This window comes from Magnetospirillum sp. ME-1, from assembly GCF_002105535.1.
GTDB lineage: Bacteria > Pseudomonadota > Alphaproteobacteria > Rhodospirillales > Magnetospirillaceae > Phaeospirillum.
The window spans coordinates 3296546-3311883 of the sequence record NZ_CP015848.1 but is presented as its reverse complement, the minus strand read 5'-3'; the positions used below and the strand labels follow the sequence as shown (position 1 = coordinate 3311883).

Annotated in this window: 14 protein-coding genes and 1 tRNA gene; 9 read left to right on the top strand and 6 right to left on the bottom strand. The window is 68.6% G+C overall.

Going from position 1 to position 15338, the window contains the following annotated elements:
* Window positions 1-14 precede the first annotated feature (14 nt).
* Entirely contained in the window at window positions 15-674 is a 660-nt protein-coding gene (locus tag WV31_RS15650) for a response regulator (protein ID WP_085375606.1), read from the top strand.
* Window positions 661-3336 carry a cation-translocating P-type ATPase gene (locus WV31_RS15645; RefSeq protein ID WP_085374441.1) on the top strand — a complete coding sequence of 892 codons (2676 nt, stop codon included), beginning with the start codon at window positions 661-663 and terminating at the stop codon, window positions 3334-3336. Before WV31_RS15650 ends, WV31_RS15645 begins: the two co-directional genes overlap by 14 nt.
* Window positions 3337-3383: 47 nt before the next feature.
* On the opposite strand, the gene WV31_RS15640 is transcribed toward WV31_RS15645, so the two are convergent.
* The gene (locus WV31_RS15640; RefSeq protein ID WP_237051597.1) at window positions 3384-3806 is read right to left on the bottom strand and encodes a response regulator; all 423 of its coding nucleotides are present in this window, start codon (window positions 3804-3806) and stop codon (window positions 3384-3386) included.
* Between the two features lie 202 nt (window positions 3807-4008).
* Between WV31_RS15640 and nadA the strand changes: the two genes are divergently transcribed.
* The 5 genes from nadA to WV31_RS15615 are packed head-to-tail and all read left to right on the top strand — an operon-like array spanning window position 4009 to window position 8348.
* Window positions 4009-5046 carry a quinolinate synthase NadA gene (gene nadA / locus WV31_RS15635; protein ID WP_206072548.1) on the top strand — a complete coding sequence of 346 codons (1038 nt, stop codon included), beginning with the start codon at window positions 4009-4011 and terminating at the stop codon, window positions 5044-5046.
* Window positions 5036-5890 (top strand): carboxylating nicotinate-nucleotide diphosphorylase, encoded by an 855-nt coding sequence (gene nadC / locus WV31_RS15630; protein ID WP_085374439.1) that lies wholly within the window; start codon window positions 5036-5038, stop codon window positions 5888-5890. The genes nadA and nadC overlap by 11 nt, the downstream gene beginning before the upstream one ends.
* Before the next feature lies 1 nt (window position 5891).
* Window positions 5892-7511 carry an L-aspartate oxidase gene (nadB, locus tag WV31_RS15625; RefSeq protein ID WP_085374438.1) on the top strand — a complete coding sequence of 540 codons (1620 nt, stop codon included), beginning with the start codon at window positions 5892-5894 and terminating at the stop codon, window positions 7509-7511.
* 18 nt (window positions 7512-7529) lie between these two features.
* Window positions 7530-7916 (top strand): Crp/Fnr family transcriptional regulator, encoded by a 387-nt coding sequence (locus tag WV31_RS15620; RefSeq protein ID WP_085374437.1) that lies wholly within the window; start codon window positions 7530-7532, stop codon window positions 7914-7916.
* A 6-nt stretch (window positions 7917-7922) separates the two neighbouring features.
* Window positions 7923-8348, top strand: coding sequence for a hypothetical protein (locus tag WV31_RS15615; RefSeq protein WP_085374436.1), 426 nt, complete (start codon window positions 7923-7925; stop codon window positions 8346-8348).
* A gap of 19 nt (window positions 8349-8367) precedes the next feature.
* On the opposite strand, the gene WV31_RS15610 is transcribed toward WV31_RS15615, so the two are convergent.
* Window positions 8368-9654, bottom strand: coding sequence for a DUF2336 domain-containing protein (locus tag WV31_RS15610; RefSeq protein ID WP_085374435.1), 1287 nt, complete (start codon window positions 9652-9654; stop codon window positions 8368-8370).
* On the bottom strand, window positions 9651-11297 hold the full coding sequence (locus WV31_RS15605; protein WP_237051321.1) for a sensor domain-containing diguanylate cyclase: 1647 nt from the start codon (window positions 11295-11297) through the stop codon (window positions 9651-9653). Before WV31_RS15605 ends, WV31_RS15610 begins: the two co-directional genes overlap by 4 nt.
* 117 nt (window positions 11298-11414) lie before the next feature.
* On the opposite strand from WV31_RS15605, the gene WV31_RS15600 reads away from it, so the two are divergent.
* Entirely contained in the window at window positions 11415-12131 is a 717-nt protein-coding gene (locus WV31_RS15600) for a pyrimidine 5'-nucleotidase (protein WP_085374433.1), read from the top strand.
* Window positions 12132-12134: 3 nt separating this feature from the next.
* Here the strand turns inward: WV31_RS15600 and WV31_RS15595 are convergent, their stop codons facing one another.
* From WV31_RS15595 to WV31_RS15585, 3 genes are all read right to left on the bottom strand, one after another.
* Window positions 12135-12356 (bottom strand): hypothetical protein, encoded by a 222-nt coding sequence (locus WV31_RS15595; RefSeq protein WP_085375604.1) that lies wholly within the window; start codon window positions 12354-12356, stop codon window positions 12135-12137.
* A 17-nt stretch (window positions 12357-12373) separates the two neighbouring features.
* Window positions 12374-12604, bottom strand: coding sequence for a SlyX family protein (locus tag WV31_RS15590; protein ID WP_085374432.1), 231 nt, complete (start codon window positions 12602-12604; stop codon window positions 12374-12376).
* Window positions 12605-12660: 56 nt separating this feature from the next.
* Window positions 12661-12745 (bottom strand) — tRNA-Leu (locus WV31_RS15585).
* 250 nt (window positions 12746-12995) lie between these two features.
* On the opposite strand from WV31_RS15585, the gene WV31_RS15580 reads away from it, so the two are divergent.
* Complete coding sequence (locus tag WV31_RS15580; RefSeq protein ID WP_085374431.1) at window positions 12996-15323, top strand: methyl-accepting chemotaxis protein; 2328 nt, start codon at window positions 12996-12998, stop codon at window positions 15321-15323.
* Window positions 15324-15338: the final 15 nt, after the last annotated feature.

The window sequence follows — 15338 nt, the reverse complement described above, 5'->3', positions numbered from 1 at the left end:
ATGGTGGGGACGAGATGAAGATTCTTATCGCCGATGACCATGAACTGTTTCGTGACGGGCTCCGCCATGTTCTCGACCAGTTCGAAGGACCGCCCACGATCATCGAGGCCAGCGACTTTCCCCAGGCCATCGCCGCCGTCCAGGCGGAAAGCGATATCGACATCGTCCTTCTGGATCTCACCATGCCCGGCATGGCCTGGGCCGAGGGACTGGCCAAGCTGAAGGAATTGCTGCCGTCGGAAGTGCCGGTCATCGTGCTGTCGGCCTCGGACGACCGCCGCCATGTGCTGCAGGCGGTCAACATGGGCGCCGCCGGCTTCATCCCCAAGACCTCGTCGTCGCGCGTCATGCTCTCGGCGCTCAAGCTGGTGCTGTCGGGCGGCGTCTACCTGCCGCCGGCCCTGCTGGACCAGAGCGGCCCCGGCGGCGACGACGGCGCGCCGGTGGCGGGCGAAACCGCCATCGCGGCGCTCACGCCGCGCCAGCGGGAAGTTCTGGCCCTGCTGGGGCAGGGCAAGTCCAACAAGGAAATCGCCCGCGTGCTGGAACTGGCCGAAGGAACGGTCAAGCTGCACGTCACCGCCATCCTCAAGGCCCTCAACGTCAACAACCGCACCCGTGCGGTGGTTGCCGCCTCGCATCTGGGGTTGACGCCCCCCGATGCCGCCCCCTGATCCGGAAGCCGCCTGGCACCGACTTGATGCCGCCCTGACCCGCGCCCGCCTGGGCTGCGGGGCGCAAGGTCTGAGCGAGGACGTGGCCGCCGCGCGCCGCGCCGAATTCGGCTTGAACCGCCTGCCGGAGAAGCCTCCCCGGCCCGCCTGGGCGGTCTTTCTCGACCAGTTCCGCAACCTGCTGACCCTGATGCTGCTGGCCGCCGGCTTGGCTGCAGGGCTGGTGGGCGACACCACCGACATGGTGGTGGTGCTGGCCGTCACCCTGTTCAACGCCTCGCTCGGCTATGCCCAGGAACGCCGCGCCGGGCGCATGCTGGGCGCGCTGAAGGCCATGCTGGCCCAGAAGGCCCGCGTGCGCCGCGACGGCGCGGAAAGCGTGATCGCCGCCGAATTGCTGGTCCCCGGCGATCTGGTGCTGCTCAAGGCGGGCGACCGGGTGCCCGCCGACGGACGGCTGGTGAACGGTCAGGACGTGGAGGCGGACGAGGCCTCGCTGACCGGCGAATCCGAACCGGTGGCCAAGGTGACGCAGGCGCTGGATCGTGACGCCGTGCCGCTGGCCGAGCGGGTCAACATGCTGTTCATGAACACCGTGGTGACCCGCGGCCGGGCCGAGATGGTGGTGACCGCCACCGGGCCGGCCACCGAGATGGGCAAGGTCGCCGCCCTGCTGGATGCCGCCGGGGAAGGCCCGACGCCGCTGCAGGAGCGCCTGGACCAGCTGGGCCGCCGCCTCTCGCTGATCGCCGCTGTGGTGGTGGCCTTCGTCCTGATCCAGGGGCTGCTGTCGGGCGAGCCGCTGGGCCAGATGCTGCTGACCGCCGTCGCCCTGGCGGTGGCCGCCATTCCCGAGGGCCTGCCCGCCGTGGTCACCGTCACCCTGGCGCTCGGCATGGTGCGCATGGCCACCCGTGGCGCGGTGATCCGCCGTCTGGCGGCGGTGGAGACCCTGGGCTCGACCAGCGTCATCTGCTCGGACAAGACCGGCACCCTCACCCTGGGGCGCATGACCGCCCTGGAGGGTTGGGCGTTGGAGCGTTCCCACGCCTTTTCCGGCGACGGCCACCCGGCCGGCCTGGAAACGGCCCTGGCCCCGGCCGGACTGTGCACCGAGGCCCGCCTCAACCCCGCCACCGGCGAGGCGGTGGGCGATCCGACGGAAGTGACGCTGCTGCGCCTGGCCGAACGGGCCGGGGCGATGCCCGCCCCCGGTGGCTGGCGGCGTCTGGCGGAACTGCCCTTCAGTTCCGAGAGGAAACTGATGGCCACCCTGGACAGCGACGGCGCGGCCTGCCGGCTGTCGGTCAAGGGCGCGCCCGACCGGGTGCTGGATCTGTGCGACAGCCTGCTGACCAGCAATGGCACCCGGCCCCTGGACGACGGAACGCGCCGGGCCATCGCCGCCCGCATGGACGAGATGGGCGGCCGCGCGCTCCGCGTCATCGCCCTGGCCAGCCGCCCGGCCCGGCCGGACGAGGACCCGGCCGCCGCCCTGGGCGGGCTGACCCTGCACGCTTTGGTCGGGCTGGCCGACCCGCCCCGCCCCGGCGCCGCCGACGCCATCGCCACCTGCCGCGCCGCCGGCATCAATGTGAAGATGATCACCGGCGACCACCGGGTGACGGCGGGCGCCGTGGCCCGCGAGTTGGGGCTGGACGGCGAGGTGGTCTCCGGCACGGATCTCGACGCCATGGACGACGAAGCGCTGGCCCGGCGGGTGGAGGCCATCGCCGTGTTCGCCCGGGTGACGCCCGAGCACAAGGTGCGCATCGTCCGGGCACTCAAGGCGCGCGGCCACGTCACCGCCATGACCGGCGACGGGGTCAACGACGCCGCCGCGCTGCGCACCGCCGATATCGGCGTGGCCATGGGGCGCACCGGCTCCGACGTGACCCGCGAGGCCGCCGCCATGGTGCTGACCGGCGACGATTTCTCCACCGTGGTGGGTGCGGTGCGCGAGGGACGCATCATCACCGACAACATCGTCAAGTTCGTGCGCTTCCAGTTGTCCACCAATATCGGCGCGCTGCTGGCGGTGCTGCTGGCCCCCTTATGCGGCCTGCCGGTGCCGTTCAGCCCCATCCAGATCCTGTGGGTCAACATCATCATGGACGGGCCGCCGGCCATGGCGCTGGCCTTCGACCCGGCCCGGCGCGGCCTGATGGACCAGCCGCCGCGGGGCCGCGACGCCCCCATCCTGCCGCTGTCGCGCCTGGCGCGGCTGCTGGGCTTCGGCCTGCTGATGGCGCTGTGCACCTTGGGCGTGCTGTGGTGGGAAGGCGGAAGCGGCCAGGACATGATCCGGGCCCGCACCATGGCCTTCACCACCTTCGTGCTGTTCCAGGTGTTCAACGTGTTCAACGCCCGGGTCGGGGCGGAAAGCGCGCTGGGCGCCGCCGCCCTGGGCAACGGCAAGCTGTGGGCGGCCCTGGCCGGCATTCTGGCCCTGCAGGCGGTGGCGGTGCATTGGGGACCGGCCCAGGCCCTGTTCCACACCACCGACCTGGATCCCGCCGAATGGGCGATCGCCGCGGCACTGGGCGCTTCGGTCCTGGTTCTGGAGGAAATGCGGAAGCTGGTAAGGCGGCTGCTTTCCACCAGGGTCCGCGCGCCTTATGGCGCGGGAGGCAAGGGCGCACCGCGCCCGCCCGCCGATTGAGGGCGGTCTCGAGGATCGGACACGATCATCGAGACAATGTGTAAGATTCAGCCCAGCGAACGGGACAGGATGTCCTGAAGCTGGCGGCCGTTGACCGGCTTGTGGAGGATGGGCGTGCCCTGGGCTTCCGCCTCCTTGAGGCCCTCGCCGGTGACGGTGGTGTCGCCGGTAACCACGGCGCCGGGGATGGCATCGCCGAAATTATTGCGCAGCAGGGTGATGGCGTCGGTGCCGGTCCGGCCGTCGCGCAGACGGAAATCGGACAGGATGAAGTCCGGGGCCTCGCCGCCTTCTTCCTCGATCAGGGCGACGGCTTCATCCGCCGACTGGGCGGCAATGACGCGATAGCCCCAGCTTTCGAACAGCATCTGGTAGCCGGCAAGGACGATGGCCTCGTCCTCGATGACCACGACCAGGGCCGGCAGGCCGGCAAGGTCGCGTGCCTGCGAATTCCGTCCTTCCGATATCATCACGGTGAATTCCAATCCATCATCCCACGTCCATGATGCGCGCGAAGCCGTCCCGAGTGAAGCGCACGGTGGTCATAGCCACCTATACACAAGGCAGGTGGGGCGAGAACTGCCCCTCGGGGGTGGTGAAGGGTTGCTTTGCCGGGGCGATTCGTCCTTTACTTCCCCAAACCAACCCGCCCCCCGGGAGAAAGCCTGTCCGATGACCGATACCATTGTGTTGCCCGCCGCCGGCGCCATGACCGAAGCCGACATCGACCCCACCCTCGACCTGGTCGCCGAGATCGACCGCCTGCGCAAGGAGCGCAACGCGGTGATCCTGGCCCATTACTACCAGGAGGGCGAGATTCAGGACCTGGCGGATTTCGTCGGCGACTCGCTCGACCTGTCGCGCAAGGCGGCGGCCACCGACGCCGACATGATCGTCTTCTGCGGCGTGCGCTTCATGGGCGAGGTGGCCAAGATCCTGTCGCCGTCCAAGCTGGTGGTGATCCCCGACGCCGAGGCCGGCTGCTCACTGGAGGAATCCTGCCGGGCCGAACCCTTCCGCGCCTTCCGCGCCAAGCATCCCGACCATATCGCGGTCACCTACATCAACTGTTCCGCCGAGGTGAAGGCGGCGTCGGACGTGATCGTCACCTCGTCCAACGCCGAGGCCATCATCCGCCAGCTTCCCGCCGACCGGCCGATCCTGTTCGCCCCCGACCGCCACCTGGGCGCCTACATGCAGAAGAAGACCGGGCGCGAGATGACCCTGTGGCCGGGCAGCTGCATCATCCACGAGCAGTTCTCCGAGAAGGAGCTGGTCAAGCTGAAGGTCCGCCACCCCAAGGCGCTGGTGGCGGCGCATCCGGAATGCCCGGAAACCATCCTGAAACACGCCGACCATGTGGGCTCGACCCGCAACATCCTCGACTTCGTGCTTTCCAGCCCGGAAAAGGAATTCATCATCGCCACCGAGCAGCACATCATCCACCAGATGAGCAAGGCCGCGCCGGAAAAGACCTTCATTCCGGCGCCCGGCGCCGATGGCGGCTGTTCGTGCTCCAACTGCCCGTTCATGGCCAGGAACACGCTGGAGAAGATCTATCTCTGCCTGAAGAACGACGCCCCCGCCATCACCGTGCCGGAGGAGCTGCGCGTCGCCGCCCTGAAGCCGCTCGAGCGCATGCTGGAGATGAGCAAGTCGGTTCCCATGTCGGGTGGGACTGGGTCGGGCGAGAAGACCAATGCGGCCTGAGGTCGACTGGGATGATGCGCGCCGCGTGATCCTGGCGGCGCTGGCCGAGGATACCGGAGCGGACAAGGGCGGTGAAGGCCAGGACATCACCTCGGCCTCGGTGATCCCCGCCGATCTGCGCTTCACCGGCGTGATGGCGGCCCGCCACACCATGGTGGTCGCCGGCTTGGCCGTGGCCGAGGAGGTGTTCCGCATCGTCGTTCCCGACGCCCGCTTCACGGCCAGGGTCAAGGACGGCGACAAGGTGGAGGCCGGCACGGTGCTGGCCGAGATGGAAGGCCCGGCCCGCGGCCTGCTCACCGCCGAGCGCACGGCGCTCAACCTGCTGCAATTGCTGTCGGGGATCGCCACGCTGACCCGTCAGTACGTGGAACGGATCGCGGGTACCGGCTGCACCCTGCTCGACACCCGCAAGACCATTCCCGGCCTCAGGCGCCTGTCCAAATACGCCACCCTGTGCGGCGGGGCGAAGAATCACCGCATGGGCCTTTATGACGGCGTCCTGATCAAGGACAACCACATCGCCGTCTGCGGTTCCATCGGCGAGGCGGTGCGCCGCGCCAAGGCCGACGGGCGGCCCAATATCGAGGCCGAGTGCGACACCCTGGACCAGGTGGCCGAGGCGGTGGCCGCCGGGGCCGACATCGTGCTTTTGGACAACATGGGGCCCGACGTGCTGCGCCAGGCCGTGGCCATCGTGGCGGGCCGGGCCAGGACCGAGGCGTCGGGGGGCGTGACGCTGGACACCATCCGCGCCATCGCCGAGACCGGCGTGGATTTCGTCTCGGTGGGACGCATCACCCAATCGGCCCCTGCGGTCGATATCGGGTTGGACTGGAGCTGACATGACGCGTACCGCCGACCCTTACGATCTTCTGGTCATCGGCTCGGGCGCCGCGGGCCTTTCGGTGGCGCTGGGCGTCATGGCCCACAAGCCTGCGGCCCGGGTGGCGGTGCTGGCCAAGAACGACCTGTCGGAAGGCAGCACCAAATACGCCCAGGGCGGCATCGCCGCCGTGCTGGACGCCGCCGATTCCATGGAATCCCACATTGCCGACACGCTGAACGCCGGAGCGGGCATCTGCGTCGAGCCGGCGGTGCGCGCCGTGGTCGAGGGCGCGCCCGAGGCCATCCGCTGGCTGATCGATTGCGGCGTCCTGTTCGACCATGAAGACGGCGACCTGCACCTGACCCGCGAGGGCGGGCATTCCCACCGGCGCATCGTCCATTCCGCCGACGCCACCGGCAAAGCGGTGGAGATGGCGCTGGAGACCCGCATCCGCGCCAGCGGCGCCGATTTGTTCGAGCACCACAACGCCGTCGACCTGATCCGCGAGAAGCTGCCCCAGGGACGCCAGGGACGCTGCATCGGCGCCTACGCGCTGGATCGCCGCGACGGCCGCGTCCACCGCTTCGCCGCCCGCAACGTGGTGCTGGCCACCGGGGGGGCGTCCCGCGTCTATCTCTATTCCTCCAATCCCGACGGCTCCACCGGCGACGGCATCGCCATGGCCTGGCGCGCAGGCTGCCGCGTCGCCAACATGGAGTTCAGCCAGTTCCACCCCACCTGCCTCTACCACCCCAAGGCCAAGTCCTTCCTGGTGACCGAGGCGGTGCGGGGCGAGGGCGGATTGCTGCTGCGTCCCGACGGCACCCGCTTCATGGACGAGTACGACCCCAGAGGCGAACTGGCGCCCCGCGACATCGTGGCGCGCGCCATCGACGACGTGATGAAGCGCCTGGGCTGCGAGTGCGTCTATCTCGACATCAGCCACAAGCCCGCCGATTTCGTGAAGTCCCACTTCCCCACCGTCCATGCCGAGGCGCTGAAGTTCGGCATCGACATGACCAAAGAGCCGCTGCCCGTGGTGCCCGCCGCCCACTACACCTGCGGCGGCGTGCTGACCGATCTGGCGGGCCGCACCGACGTGGACAACCTGTATGCCGTGGGCGAGGTGGCCTTCACCGGCCTGCACGGCGCCAACCGCATGGCGTCCAACTCGCTGCTGGAATGCCTGGTGCTGGGCGCCGCCGCCGCCAAGGACATCGCCGCCAGAATCGGCACCATCTCCGACCTTCCCGCCATCGCGCCGTGGGACGAGACCTGGGTCACCGATTCCGACGAAGAGGTGGTGGTCGCCCACAACTGGGACGAACTCAGGCGCTTCATGTGGGACTATGTGGGCATCGTGCGCTCCACCAAGCGGCTGGAGCGGGCGCGCCACCGGGTCAAGCTGCTGAAAGACGAGATCGACGAGTATTACGGCAGCTTCCGCGTCACCTCGGACCTGCTGGAGCTGCGCAACCTGTCCATGGTGGCCGACCTGATCATCCGCTCGGCCCTGGCCCGGCGCGAAAGCCGGGGCTTGCACTTCACCATCGACTTCCCCACCCTGGACAGCATCGCGCCGCCCCAGAACACCATCCTGGTGCCCAAGAATTTCTCCATCCGCCGCGTCGACTGAACGCCGAGAGGCCCGTCCATGAACAATTCCGCCCGCCGCGTCATCTTCCCCAAGGGCGCCACCGTCTTCGCCGAGGGCGAGCCGGGCACCACCGCCTATGTGGTGGAATCGGGCCGCGTCGCGGTGTTCAAGACGGTCAAGGGCAAGCGGGTCGAGATCGGCGAGGTCACCCAGGGCGGCATCTTCGGCGAGATGGCGCTGATCGATGACCATCCGCGCATGGCCTCGGCGGTGGCCGAGGAGGAAACCGCCTGCGTCATCATCGGCAAGGAACGCCTGTCCGAACAGCTGGACAAGGCCCCCAAGGGCGTCAAGGTGATCGTCAACGCCCTGCTGGGCAACATCCGGGCCATGGGCGCCGAACTGGCCGAGGCCACGGTGATCCTGGCCCATGACGCGGATTAGGCGGCCATGAAGCGCCGCGCCCTTCTCGCCGCCCTGCTCGCCCTTCCCGCCACCGCCCTGGCGGCGGAGAAGAAGGACGACAAGAAGAAGGAAGAGAAGAAGAAGGAGGGCAAGGGCGCGCCTTTGCCCATTCCCACCAAGGGCCAGCGCTACGCCCGCATTCCCACCATCGCGCTGGAGTTATGGGACGGCTACGGCAATTTCCACCTGTCGACCATCGACCTGCTGCTGCTGGTGCCCGAAGAGGCCAAGTTCTCCGAGAAGGTCATCTCGGACAAGATGCGGAAATTCCTGAACGGCATCCCCTACGAGGAATACATGGCCGGCAATCCGGCCCCCATGATCAAGGCCTCCATGCTGGAACTGGTGCGCAAGGAACCGGGCTGCGAGCAGACCATCGACGTGCTGATCTCCAAGATGCTGTTCCGCTGACGGCGGAACGCAGCCTAAGTCAGTCCCCTGCCCCGAAGAATTCCAGCTGCCACTCCATCTCGGCCACCGACAGCGGGTGATCGCCCTGCATGGGGTTCAGCACCTTGGAGGCCGAAAGGCGCAGCAGCTTGGCTTGCAGCTGGGTGCCGAAGCCGGCGGACAGGCCGGCTTTCCAGGTGACCGCCACCATGCCCTTGGCGCTCTTGGTGTAGACCACCTTGCGCACCGCCTTGGGCGGCAGTTCCGACAGCACCGCCAGGGCGGCGGTGACGAAGGCGTGGTCGCCCGACGCGAGGGCGGTGTCCACCGCCGTCTCGTCCAGCTGGCCGGCGGCGTGGAGCGCCCGGGCCCGCTGCAGGGCGGCGGCTTCGTCGGCGTCGCGCCGGGCCTCGCCCTTGGCGCCGGCATCACCCTCGATCTCGTCGATGCGGCGCGACACCACGGCGGCCACCGCGGCGATGGCCTCGGCGTCCAGGTCCTTGCGCGCCGCCAGGGTCTGCAGCAGGTTGGCGGCGACGAAGCGGGCCAGCTTCTGGGCGGTGCGGGCCGACAATTGCGGCCGCTCGATCATGGGCCGGTGCCAGGCCTCGATATCGGCGGCCCGGTCGGCGAGGCGGTCCAGGGTCTCTTCGCGGATCTGGGCGGACGGGTTACCCAGCAGCACGGCGATGGCGTCCACGTCGTCGGTGGCGGCGATGGCGTCGGCCACCTTGACGTTGACCACCGAGCGCCGCGAAATGCAGGCCAGGGCGCCGGGAATGGGGCCGGCGCCGATGATTTCCAGCAGGTCGTCGTCGGTCAGCACCGGCGAGAACTGCAGCACCGGCCCGGCCACCACCAGTTCGGCGTCGCGGGCCAGACGGCGGATCACGTCGGGCGGCGCGCCGGCCACGTCCTGCAGCGCCTCGGCCAGAATCTGGCGCACCTTGGGGATCTGGTCGCGGGCCAGCATCTCCAGGGATTCGAAGGTCATGCGGCGCAGGCGGTCCTGCTCGTGCGCCGACAGGCCGGGGGCGACGCGCGCGATCTTGGCGGCCAGGTCGCCGCGCACCGCGTCATCGGCATCGGTGGCGAGCAGCAGGTTGGCCTGGGCCGGGGCATGGGGATTGGCCGCCACCTGGCGGCGCACCTCGGCGTCGGTATCCTCGGCCAGGAAGTAGAGGATCTCGGCCTTGACGTCGTCGCGGCCGGCCAGTTCGGCGCGGACCTTGGAATCGGGATGGGCGGCCAGTTGCTTGGCCTGTTCGTAGTCGAGCGGTCCTTTACGCCCGCCGCCGAACAGCCGTTTGAGAAACCCCCCGCTCACGCATCCTCCTTACCGCCGGCGGGCGGCGCGATGTGCCACGCGCCCTTGCCGGTACGCTTGACCTGATACATGGCCTTGTCGGCCCGCGCGATCAATTCCTCGATGGTTTCCGCCTCGCCGCCGGCATGCACCGCCACGCCCAGCGAGCAGCCCAGCGGCTTGTCCGGCCCGCCCGAGAAGCGGTCCAGCTCCTTGGCCGCCTCCAGCAGATCCTCGCAGCGCTTGATGGCGATGCGCTCCTCGGCGGCTTCCAGCCAGATGGCGAATTCGTCGCCGCCCAGGCGCGCCACCAGATCGATGGGCCGGGTGTGCTGCAACATCATGTCGCGCACCGCCAGCAGCGCCTCGTCGCCGGTCTGGTGGCCGTGGATGTCGTTGACCGCCTTGAAATTGTCCAGGTCCACGTAGATCAGCGCGGCGGGCCGTCCCTCGCGCTGGAGGCGGTGGAAGCGCCGGGCGATCTCCTCGAAGAAGGCGCGGCGGTTGAACAGGCCGGTCAGCCCGTCGGTGCGCGACAGCTTGACCATGCGCTCGTGGTTGGTGATCTGCTCGGAGGCCAGCCCCACCTGATTGGCCACGTCGTCGATCAGCAGGCGGTCGTCGTCGCTCCAGGCGGCGCGGCTCATCTGCCGCCACAGCAGCACCGCGCCGTTGATGGAATGGCGGTAGCGGCACACGCTGGCCAGCACCCGCCACTCGCCCAGGTCGGAATCGTAGTGATCGGTGGATTCGAAGGTGTCGAGCACCGGCTTGGCGTCACCGAACTGGCCGTAATCGGCCGACAGGGCGAAATCGGAATCGTCGGACTGGATGCGGAAGATCTGGCAGCCGGTGGCGCCCAGCGCGCGGGCGGTGGCCTCGGCCGCCGCCTTCAGCATGTCGGCGGGGTCCACCTCGTCCCTGATGGTGCGCACGATGTAGCTGAGCAGCCGCTCGCGGTTGTTGGCGCGGCTCAGCGCCGCGTCGCGCAGCCGTTCCTGGGTCACGTCGCGGCACACCCCGCGCGCGCCGCGCCATTCGCCGCCGTCGCCGCGGATGGGGGTGGACGACGCCAGCAGGCAGAGCGGCTGGCCGTCGCTTTGGCGCATCCACACCTCGATATCCTCGACCGGCGCGACCGCATCGAACGGTCCGGGGCCGTGGGATTCCTCTTCCTGCAGCACGAATTCGGCGGGACGGCGCCCCACCAGCTCGTCGGCGGCGAAGCCCAGCGCCCCCTTGGGGCTGACGAAGACGAAGCGGCCATCGGCCCCGGTCTCCCAGGCGAAGTCGCTGGAAATCTCCACCAGGTCCTTGTAACGCTGACGCGATTCCACCAGCGCGGCCCGCAGGTTGCGCTCCAGCGTCACGTCGCGGCCGAACAGGATGGTCTGGCCGCCCTCGGCGGGAATGGAGACCAGATCGAGGATCAGGGTGCCGCCGGTGGCCAGCGGCAGGCTCTCCACCGAGGTGGCGCCGGGCTGGGCCAGCAGGGCCGACAGGCAGCCGAGGCGATCCTGGGCCACCACCTGGGCCAGGGCCTCGCCCCGGCCGTTGGCGGCAATGATGCCGCCTTCGCGATCGAGCAGCACCGCGGGACCGGGAAGAGCATTCAGCCCATCCGCCCCCAGGACCACGCCGGAGCGCCCCCGTTGCGGGGACATTCCTTTCGGCACTTCTCCTGTTGCGCTCATACGATCTAATTCCAACTCATCTTGCCGCCCATCCTCCTTAACATAGGTATGTGCACTTAACGATCCCCTAAAGGGGGATGGCTTGCCTTGGAGGCCGGAGCGCGCTACGTCTTGCCCATGGACAAGGACTTTCCCGATCTGTCGCGCATCGAGACCTGGGTCTTCGACCTGGACAACACGCTCTATCCGGCGTCGTCCAGCCTGTTCCCCCAGATCGACGTGCGCATGCGCCGCTTCATCGCCGACCGCCTGCACCTGTCGCTGGACGAGGCCTTCGCGCTGCAGAAACGCTATTATCGCGAATTCGGCACCACCCTGCGCGGGCTGATGCTGATGCACAAGATCGAGCCCGAGGCGTTCCTGGCCTTCGTCCACGACATCGACTGCACGGTGCTGGACGCGGCGCCCCGCCTCGACGCCGCCCTGGCCGGGCTGGCGGGGCGCAAGTTGATCTTCACCAACGGCTCGGAGCGCCATGCCGAGAACGTGCTGGCCCGGCTGGGGCTGACGCGGCATTTCGAGGGCATCTTCGACATCAGGGCGGCGCGCTTCATCCCCAAGCCCCAGCCCGAATGCTACCAGTTGATGATCGACCGCCACGCCGTCGACCCGGCCGCGGCGCTGATGGTCGAGGACATCCACCGCAACCTGCGTCCCGCCGCCGCCATCGGCATGACCACCCTGTGGGTCAGGGAGGACGGCCACCCCGACACCGAGGTGCTGGGCCAGGATTCGGGCGACCTCTCCCACGTCCACCACATCACCGACGACCTGGCCGCCTGGCTGGAGCGGGCCGCAGGCTGAGTCTTAGGCCGCGGCGATGGATTTATCTTTCCGGCGCGTGATCTGAAGCTGTCCGTCGCCGCCCTTGACGTAAGCGGTCTTGCCCACCGCAAGATTGTCAAGGATGGTGACCAGGGCGCGGGGAATGGCCGCGAATTCCCTGGAACCGCGATTACCGGAATTGTATGTGGCGATGGCGGCGCGGATCTGATCGCGCGTCACCGGCTTCCCGTCGTTCCCGATCATCGGCATCCCCCCTGACGTTAATAATGCGGCGGCGGCTTCTCATCCTGCTGCGAAGGCGCATACCCGGCCTCCGCCGCGGCAAGACGAGCGCGCAGGCGACGAATCTCGGCCGCAAGATCGTCGATGACGCGGCCCTGCCGCGCCGCGACCTCGGACAATTCCTCTGCCATGACCTCATGGTGGGAAAGCCGGCTTTCGAGGGCGACAAGACGCCGGCTCACTTCGTCGTCCCAGGCCTCGTCAGTCATTCCCGGTCCCTCTTCCATCGCCGCGAAGCCCAATTTCCCGGCCGAGTCCCATGCTTTGGTGGCCCCTGCCGGAATCGAACCGGCACGCCCGAAGGCGAGCGATTTTAAGTCGCTTGCGTCTACCAGTTCCGCCAAGGGGCCTTGGGGGAGTGGGGCTCTTATAACCCAGGCTTGTCCGCGCCCCAAGCTCCGGTTGGTCGAAAATGGTCAGACCAAATCACCGGTTGCTAATATTAAGACATTTGGATTAAATAATGTTCTCCTCTTATGGGGGATTTATTTTACATCCATGCGTTCCCGGCGTGCGGGGCCGATGAACCGCCTCCCCCCGGAACGGCCGAGCCCGGGCATTGAACCGGCGCAACATTTCAGGGGAAGGAACGAATAGCCCATGGCCTTTGGAATTGCCGCGCGTTTCGGCGCAGCCCTGGTCGCCATGTCGGTGGGCACCGCCGCCACTTTGGGTTGGTTCAGCAACAACCATGCGGTATCCCTGATCGAGCAGGCCGAGCAGCGGGAACTGATGGGCCGCTTCGAGCAACTGGCCGATTCCATCGGCGGCTCGGCCGATCAGGCGCAGGCCATGGCCGCCCTGGTGGCCAACCTGCCCGGCGTCCCCCATCTGGTCGCCACCGGCAGCCGTGACGCCCTGGCCGCCCAGATGATCCCCACCTTCAAGGCCATCGCCCAGCCCTTCGGCATCGAGCAGTTCCAGTTCCACACCCCGCCCGCCACCTCGTTCCTGCGCGTCCACGCGCCGGCCAAGTTCGGCGACGACCTGTCGGCCATACGCCAGACGGTGGTGGAGACCAACGCCACGCAGAAGCCCACCCATGGCCTGGAATACGGCGTGGCCGGACTGGGCGTGCGCGGGCTGATGCCGCTGTTCGACGAGGGCCGCCACGTGGGATCGGTGGAGTTCGGCCTGTCCTTCGGCCAGCCCTTCTTCGCCGAGTTCAAGAAGGCGTTCGGCGTCGACGTGGCGCTGCACGTCAAGGCCAAGGACGACTTCAAGATCTTCGCCGGCACTATCGCCACTTCCGCGCTCTCGCCCGCCGAGATCGCCGCCGCCCTGGGCGGCCGGGACGTGATCAAGGCCGTGGAGACCGACAAGGGCGGCCGCGTCGCCGTCCTGGGCCGCGCCGTCAAGGATTACGGCGGCAAGCCCTTGGGCGTGGCCGAGATCGCCATGGACGCCTCCCATTACGCCGCCCAGCTGGCGGAAGCGCGCCGCACCATGACCGGCCTGATCCTGGGCGCCGTGGTGGTGGCGGTGATCCTGGGCATCGTGCTCAGCCGTTCCATCACCGGGCCGGTGCTGGCCATGAGCGCCGCCATGGACCGCATCGCCCGGCGCGATTTCTCGGTGACCATTCCCGGCCAGGAGCGCAACGACGAGATCGGCCACATGGCCCGCGCCGTCCACGTGGTGCAGCGGGAAGTGGAACGCACCGCCGAACTGGAAGCCGCCCAGCAGAAAAGCCTGGCCGAGCTGGAACAGGGGCAGAAATCCCTTCAGGACGGCATGCAGCTGCAGTTGGAAGGCATCGTCGAGGCCGCCATGCAGAGCAACGAGGCCGGCGTGGTGCTGGCCCGCATGTCCGGTTCGGTCCGCCGCGCCTCCGAGCAGAGCCAGTCCATCGCCAGCGCCATCGAGCAACTGGTGGCCTCGGTCAACACCATCGCCCAATCCTCGGAAATCGCCGCCGGCGAGGCCTCGGACGCCGAAGCCGCCGCCCAGGACGGCGTCGCCGCCACCGCCACCGCCCGCCAGGCCATGGACGGGCTGCTGCAGGCGGTGTCCGACGTGGGCGCCAAGATCGAGGCCCTGTCCGGCGCCTCGGACCAGATCGCCGCCATCACCAACCAGATCGAGGACATCGCCGGCCAGACCAACCTGCTGGCCTTGAACGCCACCATCGAGGCCGCCAGGGCGGGCGAGGCCGGAAAAGGCTTTGCTGTCGTGGCGGGCGAGGTCAAGACCCTGGCCAACCAGACCGCCAAGGCCACCATCGACATCCGTTCGCGCATCGAGGCGCTGGTCGCCGACATGGACGGCGCCCGCGCCTCCATGGAACGCTCGCGCGGCGCCGCCCACGAGGGCATGACCGCCGTGGGCCAGGTGACCGGCGGGCTGGAAGCCATCGCCGGGCGCATCGACGGGGTGACCCGGCGCATGCACGACATCGCCGGCATTCTCAGCCAGCAGAACGCCGCCGCCGCCGAGGTCTCGTCCGCCACCGGCGAGATCGCCAATCTGGCCGAACACAATCTCGGCGAAATCGCCCAGGTGCTGGGCGCCATGACCGAGGCGGCGGGCGTGCTGGACCGCCGCGCCGAGGATTTCGCCAAGCTGGGCACCGCCGAATCCCTGCTGCAGGTGGCCAAGAACGACCATATCCGCTTCAAGCGCTCCATCATCGACCGCATCATGGGCCGCAACGAGCTGACGCCCGACAAGCTGGCCGACCACCATACCTGCCGCCTGGGCAAGTGGTACGACGGCCTGAAGGACGAGCGGCTGACCCGCCTGCCCGCCTATGCCCGCCTGCAGGAGCCGCACCAGGCGGTCCATGCCCACGGCAAGCGGGCGCTGGAGCTTTACGCCCGCGGCGAGGTGGATGCCGCCATGGCCGAGGTGGACCGGCTGAACGACACCTCGCGCCAGGTCCTCGCCCTGCTGGAGGAAATGGCCGAGGCGTTGCGCCGCGCCGCCTGAAAACCGGCATTCCAT

Coding starts and splice junctions, on each gene's coding strand:
- WV31_RS15590 (WP_085374432.1), bottom strand. CDS start 12,604: ATGACTGACGAGGCCTGGGACGACGAAGTGAGCCGGCGTCTTGTCGCC.
- nadB (WP_085374438.1), top strand. CDS start 5,892: ATGACGCGTACCGCCGACCCTTACGATCTTCTGGTCATCGGCTCGGGC.
- nadC (WP_085374439.1), top strand. CDS start 5,036: ATGCGGCCTGAGGTCGACTGGGATGATGCGCGCCGCGTGATCCTGGCG.
- WV31_RS15580 (WP_085374431.1), top strand. CDS start 12,996: ATGGCCTTTGGAATTGCCGCGCGTTTCGGCGCAGCCCTGGTCGCCATG.
- WV31_RS15650 (WP_085375606.1), top strand. CDS start 15: ATGAAGATTCTTATCGCCGATGACCATGAACTGTTTCGTGACGGGCTC.
- WV31_RS15620 (WP_085374437.1), top strand. CDS start 7,530: ATGAACAATTCCGCCCGCCGCGTCATCTTCCCCAAGGGCGCCACCGTC.
- WV31_RS15615 (WP_085374436.1), top strand. CDS start 7,923: ATGAAGCGCCGCGCCCTTCTCGCCGCCCTGCTCGCCCTTCCCGCCACC.
- WV31_RS15640 (WP_237051597.1), bottom strand. CDS start 3,806: ATGATATCGGAAGGACGGAATTCGCAGGCACGCGACCTTGCCGGCCTG.
- WV31_RS15605 (WP_237051321.1), bottom strand. CDS start 11,297: ATGTCCCCGCAACGGGGGCGCTCCGGCGTGGTCCTGGGGGCGGATGGG.
- WV31_RS15595 (WP_085375604.1), bottom strand. CDS start 12,356: ATGATCGGGAACGACGGGAAGCCGGTGACGCGCGATCAGATCCGCGCC.
- WV31_RS15645 (WP_085374441.1), top strand. CDS start 661: ATGCCGCCCCCTGATCCGGAAGCCGCCTGGCACCGACTTGATGCCGCC.
- nadA (WP_206072548.1), top strand. CDS start 4,009: ATGACCGATACCATTGTGTTGCCCGCCGCCGGCGCCATGACCGAAGCC.